This is a genomic window from Gottfriedia acidiceleris, from assembly GCF_036421055.1.
Lineage (GTDB): Bacteria > Bacillota > Bacilli > Bacillales > Bacillaceae_G > Gottfriedia > Gottfriedia acidiceleris_C.
This window is the reverse complement of record NZ_JAZGQS010000012.1, coordinates 18,431-35,440: the sequence shown is the minus strand read 5'-3', so window position 1 is coordinate 35,440 and position 17,010 is coordinate 18,431. Positions and strand designations below refer to the sequence as shown.

Annotated in this window: 16 protein-coding genes; 5 read left to right on the top strand and 11 right to left on the bottom strand. The window is 32.6% G+C overall.

Annotation, left to right across the window (positions count from 1 at the left end; genetic code table 11):
• Positions 1–208: 208 nt before the first annotated feature.
• The gene (locus tag RAH41_RS17510; protein WP_331224298.1) at positions 209–2,287 is read left to right on the top strand and encodes a carbon starvation CstA family protein; all 2,079 of its coding nucleotides are present in this window, start codon (positions 209–211) and stop codon (positions 2,285–2,287) included.
• Positions 2,277–2,480, top strand: a complete 204-nt coding sequence (locus tag RAH41_RS17505; protein WP_331224296.1) for a YbdD/YjiX family protein — start codon at positions 2,277–2,279, stop codon at positions 2,478–2,480. Before RAH41_RS17510 ends, RAH41_RS17505 begins: the two co-directional genes overlap by 11 nt.
• A gap of 80 nt (positions 2,481–2,560) precedes the next feature.
• Here RAH41_RS17505 and RAH41_RS17500 read toward each other — a convergent pair whose 3' ends face one another.
• The 9 genes from RAH41_RS17500 to queC all read right to left on the bottom strand — a co-directional run bounded on the left by RAH41_RS17500 (position 2,561) and on the right by queC (position 10,309).
• The gene (locus tag RAH41_RS17500; protein ID WP_331224295.1) at positions 2,561–3,232 is read right to left on the bottom strand and encodes a YdeI/OmpD-associated family protein; all 672 of its coding nucleotides are present in this window, start codon (positions 3,230–3,232) and stop codon (positions 2,561–2,563) included.
• Between the two features lie 113 nt (positions 3,233–3,345).
• Positions 3,346–5,289: an ABC transporter permease gene (locus tag RAH41_RS17495; protein ID WP_331224293.1), complete on the bottom strand. Its 1,944-nt coding sequence runs from the start codon at positions 5,287–5,289 to the stop codon at positions 3,346–3,348.
• Positions 5,279–6,040 (bottom strand): ABC transporter ATP-binding protein, encoded by a 762-nt coding sequence (locus tag RAH41_RS17490; protein ID WP_331224291.1) that lies wholly within the window; start codon positions 6,038–6,040, stop codon positions 5,279–5,281. Before RAH41_RS17490 ends, RAH41_RS17495 begins: the two co-directional genes overlap by 11 nt.
• 104 nt (positions 6,041–6,144) lie before the next feature.
• Positions 6,145–7,149, bottom strand: a complete 1,005-nt coding sequence (locus RAH41_RS17485; RefSeq protein ID WP_331224290.1) for a sensor histidine kinase — start codon at positions 7,147–7,149, stop codon at positions 6,145–6,147.
• Positions 7,149–7,835 carry a response regulator transcription factor gene (locus RAH41_RS17480; RefSeq protein ID WP_331224288.1) on the bottom strand — a complete coding sequence of 229 codons (687 nt, stop codon included), beginning with the start codon at positions 7,833–7,835 and terminating at the stop codon, positions 7,149–7,151. Before RAH41_RS17480 ends, RAH41_RS17485 begins: the two co-directional genes overlap by 1 nt.
• A 127-nt stretch (positions 7,836–7,962) precedes the next feature.
• Positions 7,963–8,460, bottom strand: a complete 498-nt coding sequence (queF, locus tag RAH41_RS17475; RefSeq protein WP_088012612.1) for a preQ(1) synthase — start codon at positions 8,458–8,460, stop codon at positions 7,963–7,965.
• Between the two features lie 5 nt (positions 8,461–8,465).
• Entirely contained in the window at positions 8,466–9,182 is a 717-nt protein-coding gene (gene queE, locus RAH41_RS17470; RefSeq protein ID WP_331224287.1) for a 7-carboxy-7-deazaguanine synthase QueE, read from the bottom strand.
• Positions 9,175–9,651: a 6-carboxytetrahydropterin synthase QueD gene (gene queD / locus RAH41_RS17465; protein WP_331224286.1), complete on the bottom strand. Its 477-nt coding sequence runs from the start codon at positions 9,649–9,651 to the stop codon at positions 9,175–9,177. Before queD ends, queE begins: the two co-directional genes overlap by 8 nt.
• Complete coding sequence (queC, locus tag RAH41_RS17460; RefSeq protein WP_331224284.1) at positions 9,644–10,309, bottom strand: 7-cyano-7-deazaguanine synthase QueC; 666 nt, start codon at positions 10,307–10,309, stop codon at positions 9,644–9,646. The genes queD and queC overlap by 8 nt, the downstream gene beginning before the upstream one ends.
• A gap of 354 nt (positions 10,310–10,663) precedes the next feature.
• Between queC and pgaC the strand changes: the two genes are divergently transcribed.
• The 3 genes from pgaC (at position 10,664) to RAH41_RS17445 (ending at position 15,284) form a co-directional block, all read left to right on the top strand.
• The gene (pgaC, locus tag RAH41_RS17455) at positions 10,664–11,899 is read left to right on the top strand and encodes a poly-beta-1,6-N-acetyl-D-glucosamine synthase (RefSeq protein ID WP_331224283.1); all 1,236 of its coding nucleotides are present in this window, start codon (positions 10,664–10,666) and stop codon (positions 11,897–11,899) included.
• Positions 11,900–13,442: 1,543 nt separating this feature from the next.
• Positions 13,443–14,672, top strand: coding sequence for a ParM/StbA family protein (locus RAH41_RS17450; RefSeq protein WP_331224282.1), 1,230 nt, complete (start codon positions 13,443–13,445; stop codon positions 14,670–14,672).
• A 9-nt stretch (positions 14,673–14,681) separates the two neighbouring features.
• Positions 14,682–15,284 carry a hypothetical protein gene (locus tag RAH41_RS17445; protein WP_331224280.1) on the top strand — a complete coding sequence of 201 codons (603 nt, stop codon included), beginning with the start codon at positions 14,682–14,684 and terminating at the stop codon, positions 15,282–15,284.
• A gap of 53 nt (positions 15,285–15,337) precedes the next feature.
• On the opposite strand, the gene RAH41_RS17440 is transcribed toward RAH41_RS17445, so the two are convergent.
• Together RAH41_RS17440 and RAH41_RS17435 are read right to left on the bottom strand one after the other, a co-directional pair.
• A complete protein-coding gene (locus RAH41_RS17440; RefSeq protein ID WP_331224278.1) occupies positions 15,338–15,751 on the bottom strand; it encodes a CBS domain-containing protein in 414 nt (137 codons plus the stop codon).
• 206 nt (positions 15,752–15,957) lie between these two features.
• Complete coding sequence (locus RAH41_RS17435; RefSeq protein ID WP_331224277.1) at positions 15,958–16,866, bottom strand: DMT family transporter; 909 nt, start codon at positions 16,864–16,866, stop codon at positions 15,958–15,960.
• Positions 16,867–17,010 lie beyond the last annotated feature (144 nt).

Here is a 17,010-nt window from a genome sequence, read left to right as displayed (position 1 = left end):
CTTTTGTTTAAAAAATGAATAGTTCAAATGGTGCGATAGTTAAAGTTTTTAAATAAGTTCAATCCAACTTTCGTCTACTTTTATGAAGAGAAACTAGCTTAAAATCAGTATAAATGTCGTTATTAAACTTTTTTTACCATTAATTGACAAAAAATTCTGAATTGATGATATACTTTCTTTTATAAATGGAAAAGGAGGTATCTTTGTTGTGAAATCTTTAAAATCAATAGTAGTTTGGGGATTAATTTCAATACTTGGAGCTTTCTGTTTTTCTGTATTAGCTTTAAAAAGAGGAGAGACAATAAATGCAATTTGGCTCCTCACAGCGGCAGTTTGTACATATGCAGTGGCTTATCGTTTTTATAGTAAGTTTATTGCAGAAAAAGTATTTAAACTTGACGAAGACCGTAAAACGCCTGCTGAAATTAATAATGATGGTAAAGACTTTGTACCTACGAATAAGTGGGTATTATTTGGTCATCATTTTGCAGCGATAGCAGGGGCTGGACCACTGGTTGGACCAATTTTAGCTGCGCAAATGGGTTATTTACCCGGAACGATTTGGATTATTGTAGGAGTTGTATTTGCTGGAGCAGTACAGGATTTTGTCATTTTAGCTGCTTCGACACGTAGAAATGGTAAATCGCTTGGAGAAATGATTAAAGAAGAGATTGGTCCAGTAACTGGGGTCATCGCTTTAATAGGTATTTTAGGAATTATGGTAATTTTATTAGCTGTATTAGCACTTGTCGTAGTTAAAGCACTTGCAGGAAGTCCTTGGGGAATGTTTACCATTGCAGCAACTATTCCAATCGCGATTTTCATGGGTATTTATATGCGATACATACGTCCAGGCCGAGTAGGAGAAGGGTCATTTATTGGTGTGATTTTATTACTACTTTCATTATTTGCAGGACAATATGTAGCTGAAAGTCCAACATTAGCAGCAATGTTCACGTTTAAAGGAGAAACAATTGCTCTTATGTTAATTGGTTATGGGTTTATCGCATCAGTACTTCCAGTATGGCTATTATTAGCACCACGTGATTATTTAAGCACATTTTTAAAAGTTGGTACGATTTTAGCTTTAGCAATTGGCATTCTTATTGTAGCACCAGACTTACAAATGCCGGCCGTTACAAAATTTATTGATGGAACAGGCCCAGTATTTGCTGGAAATTTATTTCCGTTTTTATTTATAACAATTGCTTGTGGATCTGTTTCTGGATTCCACTCATTGGTTGCTTCAGGAACTACACCCAAAATGATTGAACGTGAAACGCATGCACGTGCCATTGGTTATGGTGCTATGTTAACGGAGTCTTTTGTAGCAGTAATGGCTATGATTGCCGCTTGTTTATTAACTCCAGGAGCATATTTTGCAATAAATAGCCCACCTGCCTTAATTGGAACTGACGCAAATCAAGTGGCTCAAGTAGTTTCAAGCTGGGGCTTTACAATAGCTCCAAATGATTTGACTACCCTAGCCAAGGATGTAGGAGAACAAACAATTCTTTCTCGTACTGGTGGGGCACCAACTTTAGCAATTGGCATGGCGGCACTTTTTTCTAAAGTAATTGGTGGTAAGGCACTAATGGCTTTTTGGTATCATTTTGCTATTTTATTTGAAGCACTATTTATTTTAACAACAATTGATGCTGGAACGAGGATTGGGCGTTATATGACGCAGGATATTTTAGGTAATGTGTATAAGCCATTTGGAAAGACCGATTCCCTTCCTGCAAATTTAATTGCGACAGCTATTTGCGTTTTCGGCTGGGGATATTTCCTTTATCAAGGAGTGATTGATCCACTTGGGGGCATTAATACATTGTGGCCATTATTCGGTATCGCAAATCAAATGCTTGCAGCCATTGCATTACTGCTAGGCACAACTATCTTGCTCAAAATGGGGAAAAAGGCATATGCATGGATTACTTTAGTGCCAACAATCTGGATACTAATCGTCACAATGACTGCCGGTTGGCAAAAATTGTTCCATGAACTACCAAAAATAGGGTTTTTAGCGCATGCTAAAGTTTTTAAAGATGGTTTAGATGCTGGCAAAATCCTTGCACCAGCAGCAAGTAAAGCACAAATGAATCAAATTATTTTAAATGACTATATTGATGCAACAATTTGTGGATTGTTTATGGTGATTGTATTATTAGTTCTAATTGCTTCGATTCGAAATTGGATCAACATATTGTCTAATAAACCGATAAAATTACATGAAACTCCTTACATTAAACGCGAAGAAAGTGAACCGAAAAATTATGCTCTATAAAGTGAGGGAGTTCAAAAAATATTATAAGCAGTTTATTAGTTTACTAGTAGGAGTACCATGCTATGAGAAATATGTTGAACATATGAAAACACAACACCCTAATGAACCAATTCAATCTAGAAAGGAGTTCTTTATCGAAGCCCAAGAGTCACGTTTTAATTCTAAAGGTGGTAAAGTAACTCGTTGTTGTTAAAAATTATAAACAGTCAGGCTGCAATTCTAAAAAAGTGAACAAAATCCACAAGAAAATAATCTTGTGGATTTTTTTGGCTTCTATTTCTTATCCCTACGATACAAATCCAGCGTTTTATATCCAGCACCTAAAACCAATTTCATTTCTTCACGTCTTTTTGCTTTCGTTGCTTCTTGCTTAGCACTATAGACATGTCTCGCCCAATCTTTACGATACCCAGGAGTTAAAGACTTATAGAACGTAAGTAATTCAGGCGAATCTTCTAAATCCTTTTCTACGTTTGGAATCATATCGATATAATCATCTACACATTGACTTGCTTTCGATGAATTCGCAGCTTTTGTTTTTGATTCGTCCTTTAATCCAACAACTGTAAAGACGTCATCCAATCCAACCATACGAGCAAATTTAATTGTACTTGAACCAATATAGCCACTCTCATCCGCACCTAATCCTTCAAATAAATCATCACGATGAATATAAGTCTGATATACTTTGTTTCCTTTTTTAGGATAGGCAATAAAAATATAACCATTTTTATCTAAATAATGATTCTGGATAATCTTTTGGACTAGTTCTTTTAGCGAGTTCATATCAAGTACAAAAGCAAATATCAGATCGTAAGGGTGGTTTTGTAGATCCTTGTCAAAATGAGGTAAATCTGCGAAATAACTCGCATCACTTGGTTGATTTAAAACGGTAGCTTTTTTATATTTTTTTAAGTTTAGCTTTTCAACAATGGTTTTAGTCATCCTGATCCACCTTTAAAGTAGTATGTATAATACTATTATAATTCAAAATAAGTAAAAAAATAATAGAAGCTCAGGCTGGGAGCTTCTATTATTTATTAGGTAGTAGTGTCAGTTTAAAGAGCTTCTTTAATTACTTTTTTATAATATAGTACAGATAAAAGACCAAATACCGAGTATAAAACAGCATATAAAACCATGACGATAATCATTGGTGTCCATACTTCAGTACCGAATAGGAACCACCCGGATTGGACAGCAAAATAGCTATGAACTAGTCCGACTACTAATGGGATACCGAAATTAAACAATTGCTTAGAACGTATACCTCTTAATAAATCTCTGCGGGAGAAACCTAGTTTACGTAAAATCGTATAATTTGGTTTTTCGTCAACACTTTCATCCATTTGTTTAAAGTATAAAATACATCCCGATGTCATTAAGAACGTTAATCCTAAAAATCCGACGATAAACATAATAAGGCCCATATTTGCTTTTTGAATTTTAACGATTTCAAGTCGAGAAGCATTAGGATAATTCTTATCAAATTGATGGTCCACATAAATAGTATTTGCTTTCTCAATTTGTTTTTCATCACTTATATTAATTCCATTATAGACAGTGGAATCTTTTTGAATCGATGAATCAAGATTCTGTTTTAATGTTTTAAAAACTTGATCGTCTACAATAACAGTAGGAAATCCTCCGTTTGTAAAGTAGGAAGGTATAATCTTTTCACGTTTTAATCCTAAATAGTTTAGGTTGAATTTTTTCTTGCTGCTAGATAATTCAATATGACCCGAATCCTTTAAAGTCATAAATTTTTGAAGTATATCATCATATCCAGTAAATAAGGCTTCATTTGAAGCAAGGTTTACTTTAACAGACTTTTCGCTTACTACCGCTAGTGGGAATTTGTTAGCATCCTTCATCATGCCTTTTAACTCTGTATCTAGTATATTCTTTAAATTTGCATTAATTTGAATAACCTCAATCTGTTTTTTGTTATATTTAATAGCCTTTTCATTTAGAGCAGAGGTGAAAGTTTGTAAATCCTTATTATTATTTAAGAAGAAATTATCAGGCACGCGGCTCTCTGCGGTTTTTTCTGCAGAATAATAAGATATATAGCTTAAAGATAATAATCCAATGGCTAGTGCTGAAACAGTTGTAATAATGGTTAGTAATAAAGCATTAGACTTCATTCTAAACATAATTGAAGATAAAGAGAGAACATCATTAATATTTAAGTAGCCATTTTTCTTTCTTCGAACGATATTTAAAATAAAACGAACAGAGCTTTTATATACTAAATAAGTTCCAATAATGACTGACCCTAAAATATAGATCATTACTGAAAATAGTTCAGTCATAGTAGTAAAATCGCCATCAAACAATTTTGATGATAGAAAATAACCTGAGATTATTAATAAAATACCTAAAACTCCAATAGAAATCTCGAAAATAGACATTTTTTTAAGCTTTCCTTCAGTCGATGAGACTACTCGGAATAAAGATAAAATAGTTTGTCTTTTAATAAAAGTAAAATTCATTAACATAATGAATGCATAAATTACAACAAATACAAGTAATGTTTGTATGAATGCTTGTGAAGAAAAATGTAAAGTAGCAATCGCTTTTACTCCTACGATTTTATATAAAATCATAATGATTAGCCTTGAAATCGAAAATCCTACTAAAATCCCAAGAACCAATGAACTAAAATATAGAATACAATTTTCAACTGTCAAAATACCGAAAATCCTGTTTTTAGTCATTCCAATTAATTGAAACAAACCAATTTCTTTACTTCTTCTTTTTATAAAAATCATATTTGCATATAAAAGGAAGATCGAAACGATTGCGACAAGTAAAATCGATGCTGAGCGAATAGCTGCTGCTCCTTTGATTGAACCCTTTGTCGCTTCCATTGATGGATCGTATTGTAATGTAACAAATGAGAAGTATAAGGCTGCACTGAAAACTAGTGCAAAAACATATAGATAATAGTTTTTTAAATTCTTTTTTAAATTACGGAATATCAAATGATTAATGCTCATGATGAACACCACCTAATACACCTTGGGTTTTCATGATATCTTTAAAGAAATTCTGTCTCGTTTCATCGCCTTTGTGTAGTTGTGAATAGATTTGTCCATCTTTAATAAACACCACGCGATTACAAAAGCTTGCTGCTACTGGATCATGTGTAACCATTACAATTGTCGCGTTTCTTTTCTCATTTAGTTCACTTAGTTTATTTAATAAATCTGAAGCAGATTTTGAATCCAATGCTCCTGTAGGTTCATCTGCGAAAATTATACTAGGTTCATGAATAAATGCTCTAGCTGCTGAAGTACGCTGTTTTTGTCCCCCAGAGATTTCGTTAGGATACTTATCTTTTAATTCATAAATACCAAGCTCTTTAGCAATAACATCAAACTTTTGATTGGCTTCATTTGGTGACGTTTTTGTGATTGATAAAGGTAGTAGTATATTTTCTTTTACAGTTAATGTGTCTAGTAAGTTGTATTCCTGGAAAATAAAACCTAAATAGTATTTTCGAAATTCTGCTAATTGTTTTTCTTTCATATCCGTTATATCTTTACCTTCAATTGCAATCGTTCCACTATTAATTTTATCTATTGAGGAAAGAACGTTTAGTAAAGTTGTTTTACCAGATCCAGACGGACCCATGATACTAACAAATTCACCTTTTTCAATGCTTATATTAATGCCACTTAACACTTCTTGTTTATTAAATTTATTTCCGTAACTTTTATGAATTTTATTTGCTTCTAAAATATTCAATTCGTACACTCCTTTATTTTCATTCGATAAAGTTAGTATAAATGGTTACCAAGACCGTTTCCTTTGATTAACCGAACAATAAACAAAAGCATGTGACAATTTTGTCACATGCCTGTTATTTTTACAAATTCATTTCGTTTAGGAAAGGTTAGCGTGAAAATTGAACCTTTATCTAATTCAGACTTTACTTGGAAAGTAATATGTAATGACTGGGCAGCTTTCTTTGCTAAATATAATCCCATCCCTGTAGAGGCATTGTCTTGATGCTGAATCGTAGAAGTAAATCCTTTTTCGAAAATTCGCGGCAAATCTTTTGAATGAATACCACGACCGAAATCTTCAATTTCAAGAATTACTTGTTCATTTATTTGCTTACTTATAATCCGAATGTCTGAAGATGGACTATATTTTACGGCATTTGTTAATAGCTGTCGTATTATATACGATAGCCATTTAGCATCACTGAATACTTCTAGCTCCTCTAATTCTATATCAAACCCAATCCCTTTATGTATACACCATGATTGCAATGTTTTAATCTCTGGATAAATAACATCTTCAAGTTGAATTTTTTCGATATAAAGATCATTTTCAATAAACGGAATTCTTTTTTGGTGAAGCTGTTGGTCTAGTAATAGGTGAATACGTAGCCATTCATATGTTAAATTTGATTTTAACTTTTCATCTTTCATACGATCAATCATTAAGTGCATGGCTGTTAAAGGTGTTTTTACTTCATGGATCCATGATAGGAGCTCATCTTTTTCTTGCTCCAAATAAGTTTGATTTTGAATAGCTATTTTTTTTAATAAGCTTGTTTGATTTGTTAAACTATTTTCAACAATTTCTTCAAATGGACTATTTGATTCTTCAATTCCCGTTAAATCAAGGTTATCCTCACGTTCAATAAGACTTTTATAAAATTTTATTTCTTTAGGATATCGAATGACTAAAAAAATGATAAATAATAATAATGATAGAAAGACAATGTAAAGTAATGACTTTAAAGGAATTGACGAATCAATAAATGAAACAAATACAATGAGTACTTGTGTTAGTAGAAAAAAAAGAATCCAACTAAATCGTTCAATTAGAAATATTTTTATCATTAGATGACCTCTTCTAAAGCAATATATCCTTGACCAACCTTTGTTTCAATAAATTGTCCTAATCCTATTTCATCTAGTTTTTTACGCAACCGATTTACGTTTACTGTTAAGGTGTTATCACTAATAAATCGCTTGTCATCCCAAAGGGCATTTATTAATTCCTCACGACTTACGATTTTATTTTTTTGTTCAATTAGCAGTTTTAAAATATAGATTTCATTCTTTGTAAGTTCAATTGCACCAGTTTCATTTGATACAGTATTTTTTTCATAGTCCACAGTTGAACCACACCAAGTTTTAAGAGCAATTTTTTCGGTATTGTAATTATATACGCGTCTAAGAGTAGCCTGGATTTTAGCAATTAGTACATCAAAATGGAATGGCTTTTGTATAAAATCATCTGCTCCAAGCTGCATCGACATGACCATATCCAAGGGGTGATCTCTTGAAGATAGAAAAATAATTGGTACATTTGAATGGGAACGAATCATACGACACCAATGGAAACCATCGTATTTTGGTAGTTGAATATCAATGATGACTAAATCTGGTTTTATCTCTGTAAACTCTTGAATTACCTTACTAAAATCTGTTATTCCAAATACCTCGTAAGACCATCCAGAAAGGCGATCTTTAATCTCAGTGAATAGAGAAGAATCATCTTCAATGAGTAATAATTTAAACAAATAGTTTCACCACACTTTTTATTTACTTTCCATTAATTGTAAAATAAAAACAAATTAAGTGCTATAAATGAATATAGTATTTGCCTGAATAAAAAAAGTACACTGTATTTACAGTGCACTTTTAGTCTTATCGATTATCAATCTTCTCAGGGTATAAATCATGATTCATCATACGATGTTCAGCCATTTTTTCGTATTTTGTACCTGGTCGGCCATAGTTACAATATGGATCAATTGAAATTCCGCCACGTGGAGTGAATTTCCCCCAAACCTCAATATAACGAGGATCCATTAATTTGATTAGATCATCCATAATAATATTCATGCAATCCTCATGGAAGTCACCATGATTACGGAAGCTGAAGAAGTATAATTTTAATGATTTACTTTCAACCATTTTTTTCTCAGGGATATAGCTTATATAAATTGTCGCAAAATCAGGTTGACCAGTTTTTGGACAAAGTGAAGTAAATTCAGGGAAATTAAATTTTACGAAATAATCACGATCTGGGTGAGTATTATCAAATGTTTCTAATATTCCTGGATCATATTCAAATAAATATTTAGTGTTGTTGCTGCCAAGTAATGATACATCTTCTAGTGAACCTTTTGATCTTCCTACCATTTTGGTTAAACTCCTCTCTTATTTCCCCAAACAAATGCATGTAATTGAGGTAAAACTTTTACATTTTTAAATACTTTTGATTTCATTGCTTCATCTATAAGCCATTCGTAACGATTTAACATGTGTTGTAATAAAGTGCGATCATCCGCATTGAGCCAGCTATTTCCGACTTGTAAAAAGAAAGGAACTTGTGGGAATTTTTGATGAACAGTTTCGGCATAAGCAAGATCTTTTTCATCAAAAATAACAACTTTTAAGCAAAACTTTGGATGCTTTTCTAAATTATGAATAATGCTACCTAGTGTATCAAAATCAGTATTCATGCCACTGCTAGGCGGTTTAGGAGATAAAGTAACTTCATCAATAGAAGGTAACCATGGTTGCCACTTACTACCTTGAGTTTCAAGAGCTAAAGTCATATTCTTTTCTTTTAAAAACTCGACTACAGGGCCTAAAGATGGAAGTAAGGCAGGGTTTCCCCCAGAAATCGTAATATGAGAGAATGTATCGCCGCCTAAATTTATTAAATTCTCCCAAACTTCTTCTGCGGTCATCCATTTTATATTTTCTTTTTCACTACCATCCCAGGTGAAAGAAGAATCGCACCAACTACAAGAGTAATCACAACCCGCAGTACGAATAAACATCGTTTTTTGACCGATTGCCATTCCTTCACCTTGTACAGTAGGTCCAAATATTTCAAGTACTGGAATTTTACTCATTGATCATCCACTCCCTACGAGCTTCTGCATAGCAAGTAGGCGTTTCAAATAAACGAACAAACTCTACTCGAATATCTTGTGCAGGATTTGTGTGATCTTTAAGTGCATTTTCCATTTGCTCATATATCCAAACAACCATATTTTCTGCTGTTGTATTCATTGGAGGTAACATCTCATTTAAATAACGATGATCTAAATAGATTTCAATTTTTTCCTTCCAAATCTGTTTAATATCACCAAAATCGATTACTAAGCCGATCTCATCAACAAAACCACTAATTCCAAAAATAACTTTATATGTGTGTCCATGTAAATTCTTACATTTACCTTCATAGCAATGTAAATGGTGTGCAGCATCAAAGGTAAATTCTTTATTAACGAGAACTCGTTTATGGTGATATTTTAAGTCTTCTTTTTTTATATGCTCATCAATTTTATGCAGTCTTTCTACGATGCGAAAATCAAACATGCTTTGCGGCTCCCTTCGATTGTAGGTAACGATCTAAACCAGCCTGACGAAGCTCACATGCCGGACATTCTCCACAACCATCAGAAATAATGCCATTGTAGCAAGTTAATGTTTTATTTTTTACGTATTCAAATGCACCTAAATCATCAGCTAATTTCCATGTGTCAGCTTTATCAATCCACATAAGTGGAGTATGAATTACAAACGGATAATCCATTGATAGATTAAGAGTTACATTTAATGATTTAACAAAGATATCTCGGCAGTCAGGGTATCCGCTAAAGTCGGTCTCACAAACACCAGTAATAATATGTTTAGCTCCTTTTTGTTTAGCAAGTACTGCTGCAAAAGATAGGAATAATAAGTTACGTCCATCGACGAATGTAGAAGGAAGCTCGCCTTCTTCGTGAGTTATATCAATATCGGATCTTGTTAAAGCATTAGGTGCAAGCTGATTTAACAAGGACATATCAAGGATATGGTGAGGAATATTTAATTCCTTACAAATATCTGCAGCCACATCTAATTCTAGTTTATGGCGCTGATTGTAATTAAACGTAACAGCTTCAACTTCACCAAATTGTTGCATAGCCCAGAATAAACAAGTAGTACTGTCTTGGCCACCGCTAAATACAACGATTGCTTTTTCATTTTTCATATTTCTTCTCTCCTTTAGATGATTAAAAAGAAGAGGGCATCCCGAATAACAAAAATAAAAACAATACGACAAATATTGTTTTTCGCCTTATTTTTTTGTAGAGGGGAGTTTGCGACCTCTACCATAAGTAATAAAACTTATGGATTTTTTATTAAATTTACTATCTATTAAATTGTACTAGAGAAGTACAATCATAATTCCCATTATAATCGTTTCATGTTAAAAGAACAAAAACTTTTGTAAAAAAGTAAAAAATTACATTTTTAAACACTGTTAATTTATTCATATTTGCTGATACTAATTTTTATATGGAAATGGCATTGCTGTATTTATTCGTAAATTAGGTGATTAAAATTGAACATATTCATAAGTCTTTTATCAGAGTTTGTATTTTGGTATCCATTGGTTATGTCATTATTTTGGGTTGCCGGATCCAGTCTGTTTTTTCGATACCGAGAAAAAAGAAAAGAGTTAAATTTTGAAGAGATTGATTGGCCATTTATTAGCATCTTAATACCTTGCTATAACGAGGAAGAAACAATCGAAGAGACAATTCGATATTTGGTAGAACTAGATTATCCATTAAAAGAAATCATTGCTGTAAACGATGGAAGTAATGATTCAACCTTTAAAATTTTAGAACAAATGGCAAATAAACATAGCATGGTTAAAGCAATTGATTGTAGAGAAAATAGGGGGAAAGCAAATGCTCTACATATAGCTTGCCATGCATCAAAAGGGGAATTTTTAGTTTGTATTGATTCGGATGCCATTTTAGCGCCAAAAGCTGCACAGTATCTTATTTATCATTTTCTACATAGTGGGGAAAGATTAGGTGCTGTAACGGGAAATCCAAGAATTCGAAATCGTGACACGCTACTGAGTAGATTACAAATAGTAGAATATTCTTCTATTATTGGGGCCATAAAAAGAACCCAAAGAATAATCGGTAAAATTATGACTGTATCAGGCGTAGTCGTTGCATTTCGGAAAAAAGCACTTGTAGATGTTGGATTATGGGACCGCGACATGATTACAGAAGATATCGCAGTATCTTGGAAGCTGCAAGAAAGATTTTGGGATATTCGCTACGAACCTCGTGCACTTTGCTGGATGTTAGTTCCAGAAACATTAAAAGGGGTTTGGAATCAAAGAATTCGTTGGGCACAGGGTGGACAAGAGGTAATTATGCGGTATTGGCGTTTATTATTGGACTTTCGGCATAGAAGGATCTGGCCAATTTATCTTGAACAATGGGTTAGTTTAATTTGGTCATTTTCTTGGGTGTTCGTGACAATTTACTATTTAATAACTGCTAATAGTGTACAAGAATTAATAATATGGATGACTTTTTCTTCTTTTTCACTTGTTTTCATGAGTCTTATTCAGCTTTGGATGTCGATAAGATTAGATTCTACATACGATAACATAAAAAAATATTACTTGTGGGCCGCGTGGTATCCAGTTATTTATTGGGTTTTAAATGCAATGATTGTAATGTTTGCATTACCTAAAGCAATAAAATCAAGAATAAAAGGTGGTTATGCAACATGGACAAGCCCAGACAGGGGAAACAGGAAAATGGAGTAATCGTTCATTCAAAGAAAAATTGGCTAAGTGAAGTAATGATTACTATTACAACTTTGATAGTTTGGGTCTATTGCATAATTGTAATTGTTTTTTTTATTAGTTCGCTAATAAATTACAATAATCGATATATAAATATAATAAAGTCCTATTTTAAAATGACAAATCATGACATACGTTTTTTTATTTTTTTTACTGTCCTTTTGTGGATCATTTTTTATTTTGGTCTTCTAAGTTGGAAATTTTATAATCTAAAAAGATTCGGATCATTACGGAGAAGGTCATATCCAAAAGTTACAACAAAGGAGGACATACTAAATTTAAACCTTATGTCTGAAGAGGATTACAATAAATTACAGAATTCAAAAATTATCATCTTTGAGAAAAATCCTATTCAAGAGTTAGTTAATCAGAATAAAAATAAGTAATCCACATGTGGATAATTTAATTAAAGGGATTTATCCACAAACTGACAGGTAGAAACCATCTGCCTGTTTTTTAATTTTTAGAGAAAAATCGATTTAAAATCGAGTTGTACACATGTTTGTACACAAGAATACATTTCGTAAACGAATGTACACGATTAAGTGTACTTGTACACATATCTGTAAACTTTTTATTAATTAATTTTATTTAAAAATCACAGAGGTAGGAAACAAACATCTTAAAAATAATTCTAGAATAAATGAAATGTAGACATAATTGTATACACGTACACGTTTTTGTAAACAATTGTACACAAAGATGTAAACATTACATTCTGTCGAAAAAAGGTTTGTCTAATCCAATGATTTTTCATTATTTTTCATATGAATAAATTCTCAGGCAATTTGTTCCTATCTAAAGCTAAGTTAGTTGCTTTTATTAAAGAATGTGGGGTTTACGTGGAGTGGGAACTGATGTTTCCAATCACATTGACTAGAGAGAGGAATCTCACCTTTCCCGCATTCCCTACAGGAGTGAACTTCTTAATTACAAAAAAAACATCTAAAATATTTATAACTATAAAGAATTACTTTTAATAAACGAAGGGGATTGATAGGCGTGAACTCAAGTTATACATTAATAAAGATATTAAATAGGGTAATATTTTGAGGCTCTAGAAAATGTACTGGCGCATGTGTTTGCATTTCGTTTGAGAAGTTAATTTAAGTAAGTTATTCAAAAGAGTTTTTATCAAAATAAACGCTATTACTAAAAAAAATCACTTAGTATTCGTACATATTGCTGCTATAAAATATCTAATTTTCATAAAGTTCCTATGGGTAGAAAACATTCATCTCAAAAATAATTTTAGATTAAAAAAATAGTATACATTTGTGTATACAAGTACACATTTTTGTATACAAATGTATACTATTTTGTAAACATGTATACATTTGTGTATACGAATAAGTGTTTACGATTTTGTATACAAGATGACAATTAGTTTACATTTATATAATACTTAAAAATGATGATTGACCGGTTATCTAAAGTTAGATACGATTTTAGTAGAACTACAAGTAAGACTATAAATCTATTAATAATGAAAGGGATGATTTATATGGTAAATGCTCGTATAGCTGCTATTGATGTTGGAAACGATTCACTCAAAGGAATTTTTGGGAAGATGGAAGCTGAGATTAATATTCCTAATATTATTGCTAGGGATACAGAAGATCGTCCAATCATTGGAATAGAGGAACTAGACAACCAAGATCCAGTTGATGGAATACATATTCGCGTTCACTCTCCTACGTTAAAAGAGAATAATACTGTTTATCGAGTAGGTAATTTAGCAACAAAAAGTAGTAATGCAACTGAATTAGATCCTGGAAGTAATAAGTCTGAAGAAGATCAAACACTTATTATGTTATTTGCAGCACTAGCGTTAGATGCAGCAAGAGAAGAAAATAAACAAGTAGTAAAGAACTCCAACAATGTAATTGAGGTAACATACGTACTAGGAACTGGCCTTCCACTTAGAGAAGTAAAGGAAGGGAAGGATGTCGGTTATCGATCACGTTTACTAGGTTCAGTTCACCAAGTAGAGTTTTTAGTAACGCCTAGATATCAAGGATTAAAAGTTAATATTAAATTTGAAGATGTTAAAGTTTACCCTGAAGGATTTGCCGCTTTTATCAATCTAGTTATGGATAATCATTTAAACATAATTAACAAAGATCTTATTGATAAAAAGATCCTTATTCAAGACATCGGTGGGTTATCAACTGATATCGCCGTCATTAGAAATAGGAAGGTAGATGACGATAAAGCTCAAGGCTTTAATCTAGGAGTAGCAGAATCACTTGAAGCAATTCGTGAAGAGATTCGTTCTAGACATGGCGTTGAACTTGATAGCCGTAGAGATGTAGTAGAAATTATTACTAAGAAAAGCGACCGAAATCATATTTATGTTAAAGGTAGTCGGACAAGCGTTCATGATATTGTAGACCGAATTTTATTAGAATTAGCAAAAAAACAGTATCGCCATTTAAGGAATATTTGGCAGAAAAACTCTCAGACTGAAATATGCTATTTCATAGGTGGGGGTTCACTAATCTTAAAGGATTATCTTAAGACACTAAATAACAACCTAGATGGATATAATATTGATTTCTTTGAAGATGAGAAGGAAAGTATCTGGATGATGGCGAATGCTTATTATAAACTAATTGCCGATTTTGAAATAAAAAGAATAAGAGAATCCCGTAGAGAAACAAATCAAAATCAAAATCAAAGAGAAGCACAACAAACTCAAAAAGAAGAACAAAAAATGTCTAAAGCAAAATAAGGTGATTCCATGAAGGAAAAAGAATTGACGAGGGGACAACCTATTACATTTCGTATCCCTTCCGATACGCCTGATCAAATCATAAAACATTTGCAACAGCTTAAGCAAAGCGAAAGGCGAAATTTTTCAAGTAAGATTGCTGAGTACGTAATAAGCGGAATTAATGATTCATTATCAAAGCAAAGGCAAACAATTACGATTCCACTTCCGAAAAGCCTAGATAAAGCTCAAAGAGACTGGTTAAAACATGAACATTCTGAGGCTTTATTAGGAAGTATTGTATACCAACTATTATCCAATCCAATTCGAACTGCTTCTCTTATTACATCGCTAAATAGTAATAGTCTAGCGATTGAAGAAGCTCTATATCTTCAAGAAGAAATAAATGAGCTAGAGCCAGAATTGGAACCCGTTCAGACAGAATTCCGTACAAGCGAACAGAATGTACCAAAATTAGATAATTTTAGAAGAAAAGCCAATCGTGATGATGATTTAGATAACTTTAATTGGGAAGTTGCAAGCAAAAATGAAATCTCTGCAGCAAAAGAAGAAATAGAAGAGGAAGATATGGATAGTCTCCTCGGTGATTTTCTTTCACAAATGAATAAATAAGGAATCATATAAAAGGGACCGAATAAATTTACGGTCCCTTTGTTCATTTTTATTTATTGAATATCGTTCTGAGAGATTTGTGACAATGCTTCGCCAGCACTTTCGTCTGATTGTTCTTGTACAGCTAAATCTCCTAGTGAAAGCATTCCAACAAGGTTCCCATTTTCAACGACTGGTAATCTTCTTATTTGATGCTGTGCCATTAAATTTGACGCTTCTTGAAGACTAGCATTACAATCAATCGTCACAATATCATTAGACATTACTTGAGAAGCATTTGCGTTGCCATTTTGACCAATACCACGTAAGGCTAAGTCACGATCTGTAATCATTCCTACGACTTGACCATTTTCAACAACTGGAATTGCACCTACATTTAATGATTCCATTTTACTTGCTACTGATTGTAAAGAATCTTGATTTGAACAACATTCAACATTACTCGACATGACGTCTCTTACTTTCATAAAAACACCTCCATAAATATAACAAAGAATATAACTGTGAATATCTTTGTTTGTAGATAAATCCAAAAAATCGTTTTTCAGACTAATTGCATTCGATTTGCGAGCAATCTGAAATATTATTTGAAATATCCGTTTAATTATTCGGAGAATTAGCAGATTTATTTTGCATAATTTATTTTTATGAGTTTAATGTAAGAAAAAATTTTTTATACTTTTTGAAGTGACTTTCTTTTAAGAAATTCCGGTATAGTAATACCGATTAAAATTAAAATAATACCAAAGTATTGTGGTGCTCCAATCGTTTCCTTTAATACAAGAGCTGACATTACTGTAGCAGTCGGTAATTCTGCTGCCCCTAAAATAGAAGCAAGACCAGAACCGGTTAAAGGAACACCTTTTGAAAACATTAAAGTAGAGAAAAACGGACCTAGAAATCCAAGAATCAACCCATACTTTATTGAAAGTTCTACAAATAAGTGCCAATTTGTGAAAAATGTAGGTGGAAGGAAGATAGAACAAATTATAAAACCACCTGTAATCATAAATGCCGTTTTTGTTATCGGATTCGTCTTTAAAGCGACTCTACCGCTAAGTAACACAAAAGTACTATACGAAACTGCGGATAACACCCCAAATAAAACTCCTAACCAATTCAATGAACCAAGTCCATTAGACAATACATTTGTCGCAAAGATCGTGCCGATAACGAGTGGTATCAATGAGAGTAATTTACTTTTTTCTGGAAGTTTTCGATTGACTACTGATTCTAATAAAACACCAATCCAGGTGAACTGGAACAACAACACAATCGCTAATGATGCGGTAATGTATTGTAAAGCCAAATAATAAAACATCCCTGTTAAGCCAGTCGTAGACCCTAATACAACAAGTAATAAAACATCCTTCTTTGTAGGCTTTATATATTGTTCATTATTTGATATAGCGAATCTACTTTTATTAAAAAGTACGATGGACCATAATAATATAGCCCCAATAAACATTTGAATACCTACTACATCATTTACAATAAAACCATCACCATAAGCCAACTTTACAAAGGTAGACAAAACACCATAACAAACAGAACCGATAATAATATAGAGTATGCCTTTCAAATTAAAACCTCTTCCCAATAAAAAGAAGTAAAGAGGAAACACCTCTTTACTCATATCTAATTTCATATTTTGCGGACTAGATCAGCGAGATATTTCTCCGGTAATATTCCCCCAGAGCTGCTCACACGTACTCCGAATTTCATA